The 17,836-nt window shown below is 35.4% G+C and carries 22 protein-coding genes and 1 riboswitch; of the genes, 14 read left to right on the top strand and 8 right to left on the bottom strand.

What is annotated here, in order from left to right; all coding sequences use genetic code 11:
- Nucleotides 1–260 precede the first annotated feature (260 nt).
- A riboswitch (FMN riboswitch) is annotated at nt 261–404 on the bottom strand.
- A 190-nt stretch (nt 405–594) separates the two neighbouring features.
- Nucleotides 595–837 (bottom strand): CDGSH iron-sulfur domain-containing protein, encoded by a 243-nt coding sequence (locus tag RTP99_RS09730; RefSeq protein ID WP_116733335.1) that lies wholly within the window; start codon nt 835–837, stop codon nt 595–597.
- A gap of 103 nt (nt 838–940) precedes the next feature.
- Between RTP99_RS09730 and RTP99_RS09725 the strand changes: the two genes are divergently transcribed.
- Nucleotides 941–1,186, top strand: a complete 246-nt coding sequence (locus tag RTP99_RS09725; protein WP_000360809.1) for a YqkC family protein — start codon at nt 941–943, stop codon at nt 1,184–1,186.
- A 10-nt stretch (nt 1,187–1,196) separates the two neighbouring features.
- On the opposite strand, the gene RTP99_RS09720 is transcribed toward RTP99_RS09725, so the two are convergent.
- Complete coding sequence (locus RTP99_RS09720; RefSeq protein WP_000819216.1) at nt 1,197–2,120, bottom strand: alpha/beta hydrolase; 924 nt, start codon at nt 2,118–2,120, stop codon at nt 1,197–1,199.
- 81 nt (nt 2,121–2,201) lie between these two features.
- On the opposite strand from RTP99_RS09720, the gene RTP99_RS09715 reads away from it, so the two are divergent.
- Both RTP99_RS09715 and RTP99_RS09710 read left to right on the top strand, forming a co-directional pair.
- Nucleotides 2,202–2,681 (top strand): GNAT family N-acetyltransferase, encoded by a 480-nt coding sequence (locus RTP99_RS09715; protein ID WP_000233408.1) that lies wholly within the window; start codon nt 2,202–2,204, stop codon nt 2,679–2,681.
- Between the two features lie 102 nt (nt 2,682–2,783).
- Complete coding sequence (locus RTP99_RS09710) at nt 2,784–3,647, top strand: LacI family DNA-binding transcriptional regulator (RefSeq protein WP_000201353.1); 864 nt, start codon at nt 2,784–2,786, stop codon at nt 3,645–3,647.
- A 23-nt stretch (nt 3,648–3,670) separates the two neighbouring features.
- Here the strand turns inward: RTP99_RS09710 and RTP99_RS09705 are convergent, their stop codons facing one another.
- Nucleotides 3,671–4,990, bottom strand: a complete 1,320-nt coding sequence (locus tag RTP99_RS09705) for a Na+/H+ antiporter family protein (RefSeq protein ID WP_000994827.1) — start codon at nt 4,988–4,990, stop codon at nt 3,671–3,673.
- 131 nt (nt 4,991–5,121) lie between these two features.
- A complete protein-coding gene (locus RTP99_RS09700) occupies nt 5,122–6,120 on the bottom strand; it encodes an alpha/beta fold hydrolase (RefSeq protein ID WP_000898955.1) in 999 nt (332 codons plus the stop codon).
- A gap of 121 nt (nt 6,121–6,241) precedes the next feature.
- Here RTP99_RS09700 and RTP99_RS09695 point away from each other — a divergent pair, with 121 nt between their 5' ends.
- The gene (locus RTP99_RS09695) at nt 6,242–6,718 is read left to right on the top strand and encodes a ribbon-helix-helix domain-containing protein (protein WP_000151911.1); all 477 of its coding nucleotides are present in this window, start codon (nt 6,242–6,244) and stop codon (nt 6,716–6,718) included.
- Between the two features lie 128 nt (nt 6,719–6,846).
- Here the strand turns inward: RTP99_RS09695 and RTP99_RS09690 are convergent, their stop codons facing one another.
- Entirely contained in the window at nt 6,847–8,436 is a 1,590-nt protein-coding gene (locus tag RTP99_RS09690) for a bifunctional metallophosphatase/5'-nucleotidase (RefSeq protein ID WP_000265579.1), read from the bottom strand.
- Between the two features lie 200 nt (nt 8,437–8,636).
- Here RTP99_RS09690 and RTP99_RS09685 point away from each other — a divergent pair, with 200 nt between their 5' ends.
- The 3 genes from RTP99_RS09685 (at nt 8,637) to RTP99_RS09675 (ending at nt 10,450) form a co-directional block, all read left to right on the top strand.
- Nucleotides 8,637–8,900, top strand: a complete 264-nt coding sequence (locus RTP99_RS09685) for a YqkE family protein (RefSeq protein ID WP_000727563.1) — start codon at nt 8,637–8,639, stop codon at nt 8,898–8,900.
- 68 nt (nt 8,901–8,968) lie between these two features.
- Nucleotides 8,969–9,493, top strand: a complete 525-nt coding sequence (locus RTP99_RS09680; protein WP_001227169.1) for a GrpB family protein — start codon at nt 8,969–8,971, stop codon at nt 9,491–9,493.
- 129 nt (nt 9,494–9,622) lie between these two features.
- The gene (locus tag RTP99_RS09675; protein WP_000548011.1) at nt 9,623–10,450 is read left to right on the top strand and encodes an aldo/keto reductase; all 828 of its coding nucleotides are present in this window, start codon (nt 9,623–9,625) and stop codon (nt 10,448–10,450) included.
- A gap of 29 nt (nt 10,451–10,479) precedes the next feature.
- Here RTP99_RS09675 and lolS read toward each other — a convergent pair whose 3' ends face one another.
- The gene (lolS, locus tag RTP99_RS09670; protein ID WP_000747237.1) at nt 10,480–11,394 is read right to left on the bottom strand and encodes an aldo/keto reductase; all 915 of its coding nucleotides are present in this window, start codon (nt 11,392–11,394) and stop codon (nt 10,480–10,482) included.
- 59 nt (nt 11,395–11,453) lie between these two features.
- Nucleotides 11,454–11,582 carry a Z-ring formation inhibitor MciZ gene (gene mciZ / locus RTP99_RS09665; protein WP_000870299.1) on the bottom strand — a complete coding sequence of 43 codons (129 nt, stop codon included), beginning with the start codon at nt 11,580–11,582 and terminating at the stop codon, nt 11,454–11,456.
- 74 nt (nt 11,583–11,656) lie between these two features.
- Between mciZ and RTP99_RS09660 the strand changes: the two genes are divergently transcribed.
- Nucleotides 11,657–12,196, top strand: a complete 540-nt coding sequence (locus RTP99_RS09660; RefSeq protein ID WP_000067038.1) for an NUDIX hydrolase — start codon at nt 11,657–11,659, stop codon at nt 12,194–12,196.
- Nucleotides 12,197–12,220: 24 nt separating this feature from the next.
- Here the strand turns inward: RTP99_RS09660 and RTP99_RS09655 are convergent, their stop codons facing one another.
- Nucleotides 12,221–12,772, bottom strand: a complete 552-nt coding sequence (locus RTP99_RS09655; protein WP_000803491.1) for a GNAT family N-acetyltransferase — start codon at nt 12,770–12,772, stop codon at nt 12,221–12,223.
- Between the two features lie 155 nt (nt 12,773–12,927).
- Between RTP99_RS09655 and spoIIM the strand changes: the two genes are divergently transcribed.
- The 6 genes from spoIIM (at nt 12,928) to deoB (ending at nt 17,834) form a co-directional block, all read left to right on the top strand.
- Entirely contained in the window at nt 12,928–13,545 is a 618-nt protein-coding gene (gene spoIIM / locus RTP99_RS09650) for a stage II sporulation protein M (RefSeq protein WP_225990965.1), read from the top strand.
- Nucleotides 13,546–13,651: 106 nt separating this feature from the next.
- The gene (gene fur, locus RTP99_RS09645; RefSeq protein ID WP_000392655.1) at nt 13,652–14,107 is read left to right on the top strand and encodes a ferric iron uptake transcriptional regulator; all 456 of its coding nucleotides are present in this window, start codon (nt 13,652–13,654) and stop codon (nt 14,105–14,107) included.
- A 103-nt stretch (nt 14,108–14,210) separates the two neighbouring features.
- Nucleotides 14,211–14,441, top strand: coding sequence for a YqzK family protein (locus RTP99_RS09640; RefSeq protein WP_001250432.1), 231 nt, complete (start codon nt 14,211–14,213; stop codon nt 14,439–14,441).
- A gap of 6 nt (nt 14,442–14,447) precedes the next feature.
- A complete protein-coding gene (gene xerD / locus RTP99_RS09635; RefSeq protein WP_000390084.1) occupies nt 14,448–15,338 on the top strand; it encodes a site-specific tyrosine recombinase XerD in 891 nt (296 codons plus the stop codon).
- A 143-nt stretch (nt 15,339–15,481) separates the two neighbouring features.
- Nucleotides 15,482–16,225, top strand: coding sequence for a FixH family protein (locus RTP99_RS09630; protein ID WP_061183923.1), 744 nt, complete (start codon nt 15,482–15,484; stop codon nt 16,223–16,225).
- A gap of 424 nt (nt 16,226–16,649) precedes the next feature.
- Nucleotides 16,650–17,834, top strand: coding sequence for a phosphopentomutase (deoB, locus tag RTP99_RS09625; protein WP_001046082.1), 1,185 nt, complete (start codon nt 16,650–16,652; stop codon nt 17,832–17,834).
- Nucleotides 17,835–17,836 lie beyond the last annotated feature (2 nt).

Here is a 17,836-nt window from a genome sequence, read left to right as displayed (position 1 = left end):
CCTTGGGGTTTGGGAGACGTGATTTCTAGAAATATAGTTCGAATACGAAAGTATAGGAAAGAAACCTAACGATGATTGATATTTTGGCATAAGGAAAAAACCTAGCAAAATATCGAATTTTTCAAACGCTAGTCGTATCTTTTTATTCCAGTATAGAAACATAAGTATACAAAATAAAACATATATAAAGATTCAAAATGAAACTTAAAAATATGCATACTGAAATAAAAGTGTATTCGCTATATAAAATTACTAGAAAACATATCCTTCTCCCATCCAGACTATACTGTCGGCCCTAGAGTTTCACTAGATCCACCGTTTTCGAGTTGAAAACGGGTCACGGACTTAGAAGTTTGCACTTCATCACCGCCGGTTGGGAATTTCACCCGACCCCGAAGGATGCTGTTTGCTCAAATTATAGCACAAAAAAGAAAAAAGGCTAGTAAAAAATGTTCGAATGTGAAGAATTGTGTGAAAATATATGTATGCTGGCATGAGGACAGAAGTATTAGAAATGTTGTAAGGAGAAGGGATGTAATGGAGTTGATCAAAAGAAAAAACATGCACAAAAAAATGTGCATGTCACATGTGAAATTATTCTGTCTCTGGTGCTCTAACAACAGATTCAAATTTTCCTTTATGCGAAGCATCGCAATAAGGCATATTTTTTGATAAACCACAACGGCATAAAGAAAATGCCGGTTTTGCTGGGAATACATTCCCTTGTGAATCAACTAATTCCACGTCCCCTGTAACGCGAAAAGAGCCATTATCATTTACTTTAATTTGTACTTTAGCCAACGCTATCCCTCCTTCCCAAACGCTTAATTTCATCATATAATCAAGAGAAGTACTTGACAATATGAAAAGAGCACTTTCTTTGGAAGAGAAGAGAGTGTTATAATGTTTTTTATAACTGACTAGAGTAAGGTGACGAAAGATGGATAAACAATTACGTACATTACGAAATATTGCAAATGAGCGCACATGGGCATCATTTTTGAATGATAATCATCCATATAGTTTGTTGCACTGGTCCATTGCTGGTGTAGGACAAGAGTCAAAGGATGTTTGGTTACTGCAAGATGAGGTAACATTTCAAACGACAGAATTTCCAACGTTAGATGATGCAATAAAGTGGATTTCTGAAAATATGGAACAAGTTACAGACGTTTTAGCGCAATAAAAAAACAGGCTTATGCAAGCCTGTTTTTTGTTTCTTTTACATAGGAGTTTAAAAATTGATCAATGGCTGCTTCATACTCTTCTTTATTTTCGTTATAAGAGCAAGCGTGTGCGCCGTGTTCTGCAATATAAAGTTGTTTATTGTTTTCTTTTGATTCATAGAGTGCTTTCGTCATATCAGCTAAAATATAATCATCATCTTTACTATGAATAAAGAGGACGGGATTGTTAATGTTTTTTATACAATCGATTGGTGAAACTTCACGAATCGTATAACCGTCACGCACTTTTAAGAAAGCATTTGCTAAAGGTAATAAAGGCCATTTCGGTAAATGGAATTCAACCTTTAAACGGTGCTGTAATTGTCCGTAGAAATCAGAGAAAGGACAATCTGCAATATAGAAGTCAGCACCATCTTCTACAAGTCCTGCGTACTGAAGAAGTGTTGCAGCGCCCATCGATTCACCATGAATACCGAGTGTTATATTTGTTCCAAAACGACCTTTTAGCCAGTCAACTACAGATTTTAAATCATGTTTTTCATAGTATCCATAGCTTGTTGTTTTTCCGCCAGTTTTACCATGACGACGATGATCATAAATAACGACATTATATCCTCTGTTTAAAAATAACCTTGCATATTTTACAGAGTTCATTTTATTTACAGTTACGCCGTGACAGAAAATCATAAACTTATTGGAATGACCAGCAGGAATGTAATATCCGTGAAGATCATATCCGAATTGCGAAGGAATATGAATTTCTTCTTTATGAAGAGCATCAAAATCCTCTATACGAAAATGTTTTTTCGTTTCTCTTTCGAGTATTTCTTCCTCTGTTTTTTTCTTTAAGTACATCACCTTATTTGTAAAGAAAATCCCAAGGGCAGTTATCGCACCTAGTATAGTAAACAATGCTGCAAAAAAACGTTTCATACTTTACCTCATCCTCCAAATACCGTTACATGTGATACACTTATATTGTATCACAAGGATAGAAAAGGGGAGAAATAGGAAATGGTGCATATACAAAAAATTACGCCAGCGATGAAAGAAACAATCCGAATGTTCATGTGTGAGAACTGGGGGAGTTCATTGATGGTTTCACGTGGTAAGGAGCATCAATTAGAAGAGTTGCCAGGATTTGTTGCGCTCTCAGAAGACAGAATAATCGGAATTATAACGTATGAATTGATTGGAAATATGTGCGAAATTGTATCGTTAGATAGCTTTAAAGAAAGAAAAGGAATAGGGACAAAACTTGTGGATTGTGTATTACGAGTTGCAGAAGAAGAACAGTGCAGGCAGGTTTGGCTTATAACAACAAATGATAATATGAATGCGTTACGTTTTTACCAAAAACGTAATTTTTTAATGACGAATTTATATGTAAATGCAGTTGAAGAGGCACGAAAAATAAAGAAAGAAATTCCGCGCATTGGGTATGATAATATCCCGATTTTACATGAAATTCAATTAGAATATAGTTTAGTGTAATGATGTAACAATTTTCAGAAATATAAGTTATTAACCTTGACGAATATTGTAATTTAGGTTACCGTAAAATTGTAATCTATTACCATATTAAGGGGTGACGATGTGGCAACTATACGTGATGTTGCAAAATTGGCAGGTGTTTCAGTCGCAACCGTTTCACGAGTTATAAATGAAAAAGGATACGTTCATGAGGACACAGTAAAACAAGTAAAGGAAGCAATTGAGGAATTACGTTATAGGCCAAATAGTGCAGCAAAGCCATTATTTAAAGAGAATTCAACGATAATTGCATTACTTGTAGATAATCTATATGACCCATCAAACATCACTTTGCTACATTGTATTGAGGAAATAGCGTATAAAGAAGGATATCAAATTATTGTTTGTAATATAGAGAATAAAGATAAATACATACATATGTTGAAGGAAAATAACGTTGCAGGTGTTATTTTGACAAGATCCGTTTTTAAAAGTATAGGAGAAATCCCACTTCCGTTTGTTGTGATTGATGAAAAAAAATCCCATGCAAATTATTATGAAAGTGGCCAAAGAGCGGTCTCTTTATTAAAAGAAAAAGGTTGTCACTTTCTTGCTTATTTCGGTGAGGGCGAAGATAGTGAAGAAATGGAAGAGTACATATCAGGATTTTTAGATGCTGTTTGGGAGGAAGGAATCTCTTATCGAGAAGAATGTGTACAAGGGTATACGAATAAACAGTTTGTTACGTTATTGCAAAACAATCCGTATGTAGATGGAATTGTAACTTCAAGTGATAAGATTACTTTTGAGTTAATTCGAGCAGCAAAAAAATTAAATATCCGTATACCGGATAAAGTGAAAATTATTGGAATAAACGGGAGTATAGACAGTGAATGGGCAGGTCCGTCATTTATGCAAATGGAAAGTTGTAGCGAAGAAAATGGGAAAATAGCGTTGCAACAATTAAAGAGAAAAATAAAAAAGTAAAAGGTGCGTATAAAACGCACCTTTTATAATGTAATTGCGGCAATAAATCCGAATATAAGTAACGGTATATTATAATGCAGAAAAGTTGGTACACATGTATCCCATATATGATGGTGTTGACCATCAGCGTTTAAACCAGATGTTGGTCCAAGTGTACTATCTGATGCTGGAGATCCTGCATCTCCTAGCGCTCCGGCTGTACCGATAATGGCAATGGTGGCCATTGGACTAAATCCAAGCTGCATGCAAAGGGGTACAAAAATTGTTGTTAAAATAGGGATGGTTGAAAAGGATGAACCAATTCCCATCGTAACGAGAAGTCCAATTACAAGCATAAGAAATGCAGCGAGTGGTTTGTTGTTTCCAATTATATGTGCACTCGTTTGCACAAGAGATTCAACATGTCCTGTTTTTCGAAGCACAGCTCCGAATCCAGCGGCCGCAATCATAACAAAACCAATAAAGGACATCATGCGCATTCCGCTTGTTAATATCGCATCTGCTTCTTTAAGAGGTAGACTACCACTTACTGATAAGACGATAATCCCAGCTAAAGCACCGAAAATCATTGATTCTGTTGCTAATTGAACAGTTAATGTGGCTATGATAGATAATAATCCGAAAGTAATGCTACGTTTTGTATAGGGAACGATTTCATTTGCGGTAGTATGAATTTGTTCTGTTTCATACGTACGAGGTTTTCGGTACGTAATGAACACCGCTACACATAATCCGATAATCATACCGATTGCTGGAATCGTCATTGCTTTTGGAATAAGCGCGACATCAAATGTAAGACCGCTTTGCGCAGCATTTGTTTGCAATACGTCATGATAAATTTTTCCGAACCCTGCTGGAATCCACATATAAGGAGTAATCAATCCGAATGTAATAATACATGTAACAAGTCTGCGATCCACTTTCAGCTCATTTAATACTTTTAAAAGTGCTGGAATTAAGATGGGGATGAAAGCGATATGAACAGGAATCACATTTTGTGAGAAACAAGCCATCGTTAAAATGATGAATAGAATAAGTATTTTAGAATAAACTTGTTTTTTCGTGTCTTGTTCATTGCCAATCCATTTTAATGCCGTTTGAATCATGGCATCTGGAAGTCCTGTTTTGGAAAGAGAAATAGCGAAACCGCCAAGCATTGCATAACTTAAAGCGATTGGAGCACTGTTTCCAAGACCAGTTGTAAAAGTGTTAATCGTTTCTGAAATACCGAGTCCGCCGATAATTCCGCCTGTTAAAGCTCCAACAATGATGGCGACAATGACCTGGACACGTAATAAACTAAGCAATAGCATAACTGCTACTGCAACGAGTACAGCATTCATAATAAATGTAATCTCCCCAAAATTTTATTGTGTTAAGGTAAGTAAATATGAAGCACCTTGCTATATTTATACATAGTTGCGACATATTATTATAAATTGTTTTTTATGAAATGTAAAAGAGCCTTTTGTTACTAATGGTGAAAAGCTAGCTCTTGTTTAATGGATTGTAAAGAACGAGCGAATAATTCTGGCTCTTCTAAATCGGGAGAATGTGCTGAATTTGGGAACCAAATCATCTTTTTTATCGGTGCTTCTATTACATCACAATATTCCTGAACGAGTGCATAAGGAGTTTGATAATCATAGCGACCAGAACAAAAATAAACTGGAATAGATAAACTCGTAATAGAAGAAAAGAAATCGATTGTCAACATTTCTTCCCATAAAACGCCAGATTTTAAATTCCCTGCGAGAAACTTGAACCAATCTAATAGCGTATATTCAGGGGAAAAGAAGCCTTTTCGTATGAACGAAAAGGAAGATCCGTTTTGGATTGCTCCTCCGAATGTGCCAAGCCATTTTCTTTGAATAATAAGGCGTCTCGTATCTAAAAATGGCGGTTTTCCTAATTTTAAAAGGGACGCTAATGCTTTTTTATGATTATGTTTTTTTGCAGAACGAATTAAATGCTGATATAGTAATTCTTCGTTTTGTTTCATATGTACAATTTGCCCAATACCGATATAAGCCTCGATATATTGTGGATAATGGTGTGCTATGTTAAGCCCGATAATACTTCCCCAAGAATGACCAGCGAGAAATAGTTTCTGTTTATTGAACTTTTTAAGTACATATTGAATCACTTCTTTTGCATCGGAAATGAATTGTTCGATTGTAAAATTTGCTCCGAAATCTTTCATTGAAAAGGATTTACCTGCCCCGCGCTGATCCCAATTAATTACGATGAAGTGTTTCTCCAATTCTTTTTGAAAATGACGAATAAATCCGATTTGTGCCATGCCTGGTCCACCGTGACAGCATAATAAAATAGGCTGCTCTACGTTTTGCCCGCGCATAAGGAGAGTTTGTTTTCGGTTGTTAATCATAACGCTTTCCATCGTAGCGATACTATTAGGCATGAGTTTTTTATTTTTATTATAGAACTGCGGGGTATTGCTACGAAAAAGCATATTGAAAACCTCCTTTTCTAAAATCGTATGAATCGCACAGGCTATTCGTTTTGCATATACTGTTAGAAAATCATTGTAACATACCATACTAGTGTCATTTCAACACGGGAGGAGGGAAATTGTGACGATTGGAGAAATTATCGATTGTTTAAATAGGCGTGAATCCATCGCTATTATAGCAAAACGTCTTGAAATAAGCCCGTATACATTATCGAAGAAATTAAGATTGATTGGATACGAATATGATGGAGAACAGAAAAAGCGTATTTTTGTAGGAGATGGAGAAGAACCGCGTCACTTACAACTCCAAGAAGCGACAGCCCTTCAATATGCGAAAACGGATTATCAACTATTAATTTATGAACAATTACAAAGTATTTATGAGTTATTAAGAAAGAAAGAAGAAGTAATTGCGCCCATGATGAATATAAGTACAGAAAAAAAGAAACGTACCTTTTCTATTAATAAAGAAATATTAGCAAAACTAGACGTTATATCAGAATCGAAAGGAATTCAAAAATCTAAACTTGTAGAAGAGGCGTTACAACAATTTTTACAACAATATGATTTTAATAACACATCACATATTGATAACTAAAGAAAAGGATACTATGTTCATTGTCAGAACGAGTATCCTTTTTAGGTTTCACATATATGACGGATAAAATAAAAGGTCCATGTGTATCTTTTACGATGAAAAATTAAGGTTGTTTATTATGAGTGTACTTAATTTATTTTTTGAATTCTACCATCGATAATTGGCTGAATAGGTTCTTTTAATTGTTTTACGTAATCGACTAGCGCTTCAAAGTCGTTTGGACCAGTTTCTGCATTTTTACCATTTTTAAATGATACAAATCCATCACCGCCAGAAGCTAAAAAGGCATTTGCCACTACGCTATACGTTTTAGATGGAGATAATTCTTCACCGTTTGTTAAACGTATATTTGTAACTTTTTCACCGTTTGGTTTATTTGCATCCCACGTATATTGAATACCTGAAATTTGAAGCATTCTCGTCGTACCTTTTTGCCATTGTTGATTTAAAATGTCACGAATATCTTGGCCTGTTAAATCTACTTTAATTAATTGGTTTCCAAAAGGCTGAATGCCATATAATTCGCCCCATGTAATATCGCCAGCATCTAAGTCATTACGAATGCCACCTGGATTCATAAGTGCGATTTGAGTTTGCATCGTTTGCCGCTGGGCATCGGCAACTAAATTTCCAAGAGTGGACTCACCAGCATCATTTTGTTTACGGTCGATAGGTGCTGTAGATTTTCCGACAACTTCATTTACAAGTGGTGCAATTTTTTCTTTATATTGATCTAATTTTTTCTTTACTTGTTTATCAGGTTCTACACCTTCATGGTATGTTGTAACAACTTCAGCTTTTTTCTTTACAATATCTTTTGTTTTACGATCAATTGTTACATCTACATCTGAGAAAGCCATTCCGTAAGAGTTTGCTTGGACGATTAGTTTATTATTTACAGTACCATTTACATACGTGTGACTATGCCCACCAAAAATAACATCAACTTCCGGATCTGTTTCATTTGCAATTCGAGTAAGGTCTCCATTTGTCACACCAGACTCATCTGTTGTTCCGCCGACATGAGCAAGGACGACAATGGATTTAACGCCAAGACGCTTTAATTGCTGCGTTGATTTATTAATTGCTTCTACTTCGTCAGTGATTTCTACATTTTTAAGCATAGTAGGCATCACCACATTTGGTGTATCAGTTGTAACTACGCCAATGAATCCTACAGGCACACCATTTACCATTTTTACAGTAAATGGCGGTAAAAATAAGCGGCCAGTGGATTTATTATAGAAGTTTGCAGCGACATAAGGGAAATTAGCACCTTTGAAATTTCCTGTTTTTTCGTGATAGCCACCGTAAATGAGACGTTTCATTTCATCGATACCTTCATCAAATTCGTGGTTTCCGATTGTACCAACATCAAATTTTAAGTCATTTAAAAATTCAATCGTTGGTTCATCTTGTAATAATGCTGAAACTGGTGGACTAGCTCCGACAATATCACCAGCGTGTACGAGAAGTGTATTCGGGTTTTGTTTTTTACGTTCTTTTAAATAAGTAGCTAAGTAATCAGCGCCACCAGCTTCTTTGTTATTAATTTTTTTAACAGTATCTAGTTGTCCATGGAAATCATTAATACCAAGTATTTGTACGTCTATGTAGCGGTTTTGTTCAGCTGGAGCCTGGGATGGGGGAGCGGCAAATACGGTTGAAAAAGTAATGGTGCTTAAAACGGCAACAGCAGGAATAATTTTTTTCCACATAATATAATTCTCCTTTTTTATAATCTGACATCATACGACATAATTTTAATAGATTCATAGGATTATATCTATACAAAAATTTGGTTTTTTCGAAAAATTAACATATTTACAAAAGATGAATAATAGAGTAAAGACCCTTTTTTATTGTCGAGTTCATTGTGTATCTACTATAATGGAGAAAAAAGTAAAAGGTGAGTAGTATGAAGAAAAAGAAACAAAGACAAATGCAAAGACAATCGCAAGTGAATCAACAAAAGAAAGAGTCGCTTACATTAGGTGATCAATTAAATGATTCACTCATGCAGCAATTAAAGAATAAGAAGAAAGAGTTGCAAGTAAGAGAAGAGAAAAAAGAGGCAGCTGAACAGGAAAGAAAGCGCCAAGAACAAAAAGAACGTGAAAAGAATAAATCATTTGAAGAACTGTTAAGTGAAAGTAACCTTACTTGGAAAGACTTTAAATAATAACGAAAATGATCAGTGAATAACGCTGATCATTTTTTTGACGAGCTTGTAAGAAAAGGGGAGTTAGAATGAGAAAAATTGTAGTTGTTCCGCATGAAAATCATTGGGGTGAAAAATTTCAAATGGAGGCTGAAAGATTAAAAGCGGCGATGCCAGAAAAGGTGAAGGTCCATCATATTGGAAGTACATCGGTGCCAGGACTGGCAGCGAAACCAATTATAGATATGATTATGGAAGTAGAGAGTATCGACAGAGTAGATAGGTGGAATGAACGTTTTGAAGAGCTTGGCTATATCGTAAAAGGGGAGAATGGTATTTCAAGACGCCGTTATTTTATTCATGGAACGGAGGAAAAACGCTCGTATCACTTACACGTGTTTGAAAAAGGAAACCCTGAGATAGTAAGGCATTTAGCATTTCGTGATTATATGATGGCTCATTGTGAAGAAGCTGAGGCATATGCAACTTTAAAGAAAGAATTAGCTGAAAAGTATACATATGATGGTGCGTTATATTCGGAAGGGAAAACTGAGTTTGTACGTAATGTTGATGAAAAAGCGAAGAAATGGATAGAAAATAATGTGAATGAATGAGTTCGCATTATTTTAGAAAGTATATAAGTTTATTATGTAAACTGTACATATGTTTTGACTTTTTTGTTGAATCTTGTTCAAATAAAGTGGTGGCTTATAAAAAAATGTAATAATGAAAGGGAGACGACTGTGCACATTCCAACAACTACACTTCATAATGGCGTAAAAATGCCGATGATTGGTTTAGGCGTTTATAAAGCGAAAGAAGGCGACGAAGTAAAACAAGCAGTAAAAACAGCGTTAGAAGTTGGATACCGTTCGATTGATACAGCAACTGTATATGAAAATGAAAGCGGTGTCGGAGAAGCGGTTCGTGAATCAGGGATTCCGAGAGAAGAGATCTTTATTACAACAAAAGTTTGGAACGATGATCAAGGATACGAGGAAACACTTGAGGCTTTTGAGAAAAGCTTAAAAAAATTACAAATGGACTATGTAGATTTATATTTAATACATTGGCCAATAAGAGGGAAGTATGTTGATACGTACCGAGCGTTAGAAAAGCTGTATGAAGAAGGTAAAGTGCGCGCGATTGGTGTTTCTAATTTCCATAAACATCATTTAGAACTGCTATTACCAAATTGCAAAGTAAAGCCGATGGTAAACCAAGTGGAACTTCATCCAATGTTAACACAATTTGAATTGCGTAATTTCTGTCAAGGTGAGCAAATTCAAATGGAAGCATGGAGTCCGTTAATGAGAGGCGGAGAAGTATTTCAGCACCCAATTATTCAGGCTATTGCTACTAAATATGAAAAAACACCTGCGCAAGTTATATTAAGATGGGATATTCAAAGCGGGGTTGTGACGATTCCTAAATCTGTTACACCATCTCGCATTCAGGAGAATTTTTCTATCTTTGATTTTTCACTAACGGAAGAAGAGATGACTCAAATTAATACGTTAAATCGTAATTTACATGTAGGAACGAATCCTGATAAATATGATACGTTATAAAAAGACGCTACCAGTATGGTAGCGTCTTTTTAACGGTGTAATGCGTACGTATCACATTTCACAATTTGCTGAAGCTGTGTATATTCTGCTGTTGTTAACTGTGTTTGTTTACTAGACTGTACATTTTCTCGTAATTGTTGAATAGAGCTTGCACCAGGTATAACAGCTGCAACAGTTTCGTTATGTAAGCAATATTGAATAGCTGTTCCAGTTAAGGCGTTTTCTCCAATTATTTCTTTTACATTCGTAAGCGTCGCATATAATTCATCGTAAGAATAAGAAAGGTAATCTTTTTCTTTTACTCTTTCTATCTTTCTTGCATTATTGTCAGTTAAAATTCCTTTTGCAAGTGGTCCGCGAGCAATGACGCTAATTTGATGTTCATTAAGAAGCTGGAACCATTCTTCAGGGCGACGATTCAAAAGGCTATATTCCATTAGAACACTAACGATATTTGAACGCTTTGCATACTCACGGATGACATTTGGACGTATAGAAGAAATACCGTAATGGCGAATGATACCTTCTTTTTTTAATTCTTCAAAGGCTTCAATTACTTCATCTATAGGATCTTCAATCGTTCCGCCGTGAAGTTGATAAAGATCAATATAATCAGTTTGAAGTCTACGTAAACTTTCTTTCACTTCAGCCTTTATGTAATTTTTAGAAGGATCCCAAGACCAGCCATTTTTTTCTTCTGTCCATCGATTTCCAACCTTCGTTGTAAGGACAATTTGGTCTCGTTTTCCTTTTAAGGCTTTTCCAACAAATTCTTCGTTTAATCCATAATCATATAAATCCGCTGTATCAAAAAAATTGATTCCTAAATTGATTGCTTCATCGATAATACGCAGGGCTTCTGTTTCAGATGTACCGAGAGACATACAGCCAAGTCCCATTTCTGTCACATATAAATCTGAGTTTCCTAATTGACGTTTTTTCATAAGTCAACCTCCTTCTCCTTATTCTTATTGTACGCAAGGGAAAAGAGGTTGACAAACGTTTACTTTTTAGTTGCTGTAATCCACTCTTGTACAGTTGTATACTCTTTGCCATATTGTTTTAGCTTATGGCGAATTTGCCATGCTTTTCCGACTAAAGTGACGCGATTTGGTAAAATATAAACTTTCATTTCTATCACGCTCCTTTCAATGTGGTAAAATGTATGAGGAAAGAATAGGAAATAGAACAGGGAGATGAAGTAGTATGAGTAATCTTGCAGAGAGAACAGTAAAAACTGAGCCGATTTTTGATGGTAGAGTTATAAAAGTTCGTGTTGATGATGTAGTATTACCAAATGGAGCAATGAGTAAACGTGAAATTGTAAATCACCCTGGTGCAGTTGCTATTATTGCTATTACTGATGAGGGGAAAATTGTGCTTGTTGAGCAGTATCGTAAAGCGCTTGAAAAGGCGATTATAGAAATTCCGGCTGGCAAGTTAGAACCAGGTGAAAAACCTGAGGTGACAGCAGTTCGTGAATTAGAAGAGGAAACAGGTTATGTATGTGAAAATATGGAGCTTATTACTTCTTTCTATACATCTCCAGGATTTGCAGATGAAATTTTATATGTATATAAAGCGACAGGTTTGACGAAAAAAGAAAATAAAGCTGCGTTAGATGAAGATGAGTTTGTGGAATTAATGGAAGTATCATTAGAAGAAGCAACTACTCTTATGAAAGATCTTCGTATTCACGATGCGAAGACGATGTTTGCAGTACAATATTTACAACTACAAAAATAAACACTCGCCAAAGGCGAGTGTTTTTTAATTAATTTTTGCATATACGCGTGCATCACGTAAGCTACCATCTGGTGCTATGAAATCATTTTCCATTGTACCTTCTAGAATAAATTCTAAACGTTCTGCTAAGTTACATGCATTTGTATTTGTTGCATCAATACGAATTTCAATTCTTCGAGCGCTTAGCTTATCAAAGGCAAATTGAATGGCACCTTTTACAGCTTCGGTCATATAGCCTTGTTTTGTATAAGCGCTATGTAGCCAGAAGTGAAGTGAAAACTTTGGAATATCCCAATTTTCAGGCTTGAGCGTTATAGCTCCGATGAATGTACCAGATACTTTATCGTATAAGTGAAAATCAAGTGTTTCACGAAGTAAAAACTGTCCGTGAGCGTTACGAACGATTTCTTCAGCACTTTCTTCTGTTTCAGCGTTAATTGGCATCCACGGTACTAAGTCTTCTAGAGAAGCTTGTATTGCTTCATACACTTCTGCACCATCACCTGGAAATGGCTTACGAACTTGTAAGCGTTCAGTTTGAAATAATGTTGGAAAATCTAATAATAATGGTTTCAAGAGAAATCCCTCCTATTCTCTACTTTTTAGTTTAGCAAAGTAGAGCGGAATTTCAATGTTAATTCGTCATACTTTTTTCTTTCTTTCATACATTTTTACTAAGAGTGTGAACGGAGGGAAGAAAAATGTGGAGAAAAACTTGGCAAGACCGTGTAATGTCTCACATACAGGAAAACTCTTCATTATATATATTTAACGCTGTTTTGTTATTGATGGGAGTAATATTTGGAGCGATTCTTGTAAATAGTTTACAATTAAATCAAAAACAAGATTTATCATTTTATTTGCAACGTTTTTTTGGACAAGTTTCTAAAGGAGAATTTGCTATTGCAGGCGAAATGTTTCGAGAAAGTTACTTTTCACAATTAAAATACATTGGATTTATTTGGATTTTAGGGATTTCAATTATTGGATTGCCACTCATTTTTATTTTATTATTTGCAAAAGGAGTAGTTGTCGGATTTACAGTAGGTTTCTTAGTAAGTCAGCATGGATGGAATGGATTATTATTAGCATTCGTTTCTGTATTGCCACAAAATCTCATTATCATCCCAGTATTTCTCGTTATGACAACAATTGCCGTAAGTTTTTCCTTACGCATGATTAGGCATCAATTTATACGAAAAATAACTGAGCCGCTATTACCATTATTGATCCGTTATACATGCTTCTTTCTTGTAATTGGAGCGGTGCTAGCTCTTGCTTCTAGTGTGGAAGCTTATGCATCACCAGTTTTAATGAAAGAAGTCGTTGAGGCTATTAATAAACAATAAATACTTTATGAGAATAATTATCAATTTGTTTTTATTGTTTTTCTTTTGACAGAAGCCCTTCTTCTGATATAATGGTGTAAGAGTGGCGAGGAGGGAGTAGTACCGAATGGAAGAAAGAATTGAACGAATTAAGAAGCAATTACATGCAGCGAGCTACAAATTAACACCGCAACGTGAAGCAACAGTTCGTGTGCTGCTAGAAAATGAAGAAGATCATTTAAGCGCAGAAGATGTTTACCTCCTTGTAAAAGAAAAGTCGCCAGAGATCGGATTAGCAACCGTCTATCGAACTTTAGAACTATTATCTGAGTTAAAAGTTGTCGATAAGATTAACTTCGGAGACGGTGTTTCACGCTATGACTTACGCCAAGAAGGTGCGCAGCGTTTCCACCATCATTTGATTTGTACACAATGTGGTGCTGTACAAGAAATACAAGAAGATTTACTTGGTGAAGTGGAAAGGAAAGTAGAACATGACTGGAGCTTTAAGGTGAAGGATCATCGTTTAACATTCCATGGGATTTGTAAAAATTGTCAAGAAAATGAAACGGATGAAAAATAACCTTTTCCTATTTAACTAGGAAGAGGTTTTTTATTTGAATAAGGTATAAATTGGTGAAAGCTTGGCATATGTTGTAATAACTTATATTTTGGAGGAATTTACAATGCGTCGAGCTTTAAAATTAACTTTTGATGGGATAAAAGTATTTTTATTATTTACAAGTTGTACGATTTTGTTTTATTTCGCTATACTATGGATAAATGAAGAATATGAAAGCTATCATCGTTATGAAAAGCCAAAAGAAGAGACTGTAGAAAAAGTATCAGGGAATGAAGAGCCGGCAAAGGATGCTTTCGTAAATAGAATGATGTTTTTCTATGAAAATGGGGAGTAGTGTAGATTGGAAGATCAATTAAAAGATTTTATTCATTATATGGTTGTTGAAAAAGGGCTAGCGAAAAATACAGTAGTATCTTATGAACGTGATTTAAAAAGTTATGTAAAGTATTTGCAAAATGTAGAACAAGCGAAAAGCTTTCACGAAGTGACACGCTTGCACATTGTTAATTTTCTGCAGCACTTAAAAGAAAACGGAAAATCTTCGAAAACATTAGCACGTCATATTGCATCGATTCGTTCGTTTCACCAATTTTTACTTCGTGAACGAGCGGTAGAGCACGATCCATCCGTACATATTGAAACGCCGCAAGGAGAACGGAAATTACCGAAAGTATTGTCAGTTGATGAAGTAGAGGCGTTACTGCAGACACCAAAAATGACGAGCGCTTTTGGGGTTCGTGATAAAGCGATGCTAGAGTTATTATATGCAACAGGACTTCGTGTTTCAGAATTAATTGCATTAAATTTAGAAGATGTACATTTAACGATGGGGTTTGTTCGATGCATAGGGAAAGGGAATAAAGAAAGAATTATTCCACTAGGAAGTTTAGCGACGGAAGCGATTCAAAAGTATATTGAAAAGGGAAGAAGAGAATTGATGGGGAAAAAAGTAGTAGATGCACTCTTTTTAAACCATCATGGAAATCGATTATCAAGACAAGGATTTTGGAAAATTTTAAAACGATTAGCGAAAGAAGCAAATATTGAAAAAGAGCTTACACCTCATACGTTGCGTCATTCTTTTGCTACGCATTTATTAGAAAATGGTGCAGACTTACGTGCTGTGCAAGAAATGCTTGGACATGCAGATATTTCAACAACACAAATCTATACGCATGTTTCAAAAACTAGATTAAAAGATGTATATAAACAGTTTCATCCGAGAGCATAGATACTATGCTCTTTTTTCATAGATTCAAAAGGCTATAGCACTTCACAGAAACTTCACAAACATTTCGTACATTGTTTTCAGCAGAAGACTAGAATATTACAATGTTTTTCCTCTATACTAAATAAAGTATGAAGGAGGAAATGATGATGAAAAAACTTATTATGACTTTATTTATCGCGATGCTAGCATTGGCTGGCTGTAATACAAACAAAGAAGAACCGAAAAAAGAACAGAAACTAGAAGCTGTAAAAGTAGCAGTTCAAACAAATCCGAAAGAAATTAAACCTGGTGAAAAAACAGAAGTACAAGCACTTGTTACACAAGGAAAAGAAAAGGTAACAGATGCTGATGATGTAAAGTTTGAAATTTGGAAAGCTGGCGACGAAAAGCACGAGATGCTAGAAGGTAAGCATAAAGGAAAAGGTGTTTATGCTGTAGAGAAAACGTTCGAAACGGATGGAGTATACCACATTATTGCTCACACAAATGCACGTGAAATGCATGTTATGCCAGAAGTAAAAGTGGCTGTAGGAAATGCGAAGGTAGAAGATGCGAAAAAAGAAAATAGTGATCATGGTGCAGGACATGGCGATCATAAAAGCGATACAATGATCCACCTTATGGCTGGTGACATAAAAGCAAATGCTGAATCAACAATGAAAGTTCACTTAAAACAAAAAGAAGAAGCGTTAACTGGTGCTGAAGTCCAACTTGAAATTTGGAAAGATGGTGTTGAAAAACACGAATTTATTCCAGCGAAAGAAGGAAATAAAGGGGAGTATGAAACGAAACATACTTTCAAAGAAAACGGTTCTTACAAAGTGAAAGTTCATGTTAAAAAAGGCGAATTGCATGAACATAAAGAAGAAACAGTAGAAGTAAAATAAAAAGGTAGCTCTTTAGAGCTGCTTTTTTTATTTTTATCCTGAAAATGATCAGTGGGAAAGAACAAAACCGCCATTGATTAAAATTTCACTTTATATGAAGAAATAAATCATAAAATGATTAGCACTTCTGTGCATAATGGATTACAATAGAAGTGTGAAGAAAATGAGAAATTCTACGAAAATGTATTAAAAAGAAAGCGTAAACATGTTATGATATCAGTATCAGATGTCTGACATCTGACTTAGAAAAAACTAGAAATGTTTTTGCGTCGTTTCAAGGTAAACGAAATAGGTTAGAGAATGATTTAAAGAAGTACTGTTTGATAATGAGAACGAAAGATAATTCTTATGGAGAACAGTTTCACTTTATAGCGTTTTGAACATACTACAAGAAGTAGAACTGAACTTATAGGAGGTCGCAGTTATGAATAAATATAAACGTATATTCCTAGTCGTAATGGACTCTGTTGGAATCGGTGAAGCACCAGATGCTGAACAATTTGGTGATTTAGGATCTGACACAATTGGTCACATTGCTGAACATATGAATGGGTTACAAATGCCTAACATGGTGAAATTAGGTCTTGGTAACATTCGTGAAATGAAAGGCATCTCTAAAGTAGAAAAACCACTTGGATATTATACAAAAATGCAAGAAAAATCTACTGGTAAAGATACAATGACAGGTCATTGGGAAATTATGGGTCTTTACATTGATACACCATTCCAAGTGTTCCCAGAAGGATTCCCAAAAGAATTACTTGATGAATTAGAAGAAAAAACAGGCCGTAAAATCATCGGTAATAAACCAGCTTCTGGAACTGAAATACTTGATGAACTTGGTCAAGAACAAATGGAAACAGGCTCTTTAATTGTTTACACTTCTGCTGATAGCGTACTACAAATCGCAGCACACGAAGAAGTAGTGCCGCTTGATGAGTTATATAAAATTTGTAAAATTGCACGTGAATTAACGTTAGATGAGAAGTACATGGTAGGCCGTGTTATCGCTCGTCCATTCGTTGGTGAGCCTGGAAACTTTACACGTACACCGAACCGTCATGACTATGCATTAAAACCATTCGGCCGTACAGTAATGAATGAATTAAAAGATAGTGATTATGATGTGATTGCTATCGGTAAAATCTCTGACATCTATGATGGTGAAGGGGTAACTGAATCACTTCGTACGAAGTCTAACATGGATGGAATGGATAAGCTTGTAGATACATTAAATATGGACTTTACAGGTCTTAGCTTCTTAAACTTAGTTGACTTTGATGCATTATTCGGTCACCGTCGTGATCCACAAGGATACGGAGAAGCTCTGCAAGAATATGATGCACGTCTTCCAGAAGTATTCGAAAAACTAAAAGAAGATGATCTATTATTAATTACAGCAGACCACGGTAATGACCCAGTGCATCATGGTACTGATCATACACGTGAATATGTACCGTTATTAGCATATAGCCCAAGCATGAAAGAAGGCGGAAAAGAGTTACCACTTCGTCAAACATTTGCTGATATTGGTGCAACTGTAGCAGAAAACTTCGGTGTGAAAATGCCAGAATACGGAACAAGCTTCTTAAACGAGCTAAAGAAATAGGG

Origin of the sequence: Bacillus sp. (in: firmicutes) (assembly GCF_031983925.1) — a bacterium.
Classification (GTDB): domain Bacteria; phylum Bacillota; class Bacilli; order Bacillales; family Bacillaceae_G; genus Bacillus_A; species Bacillus_A pacificus.
This window is presented reverse-complemented; position numbering and strand designations above follow the sequence as displayed.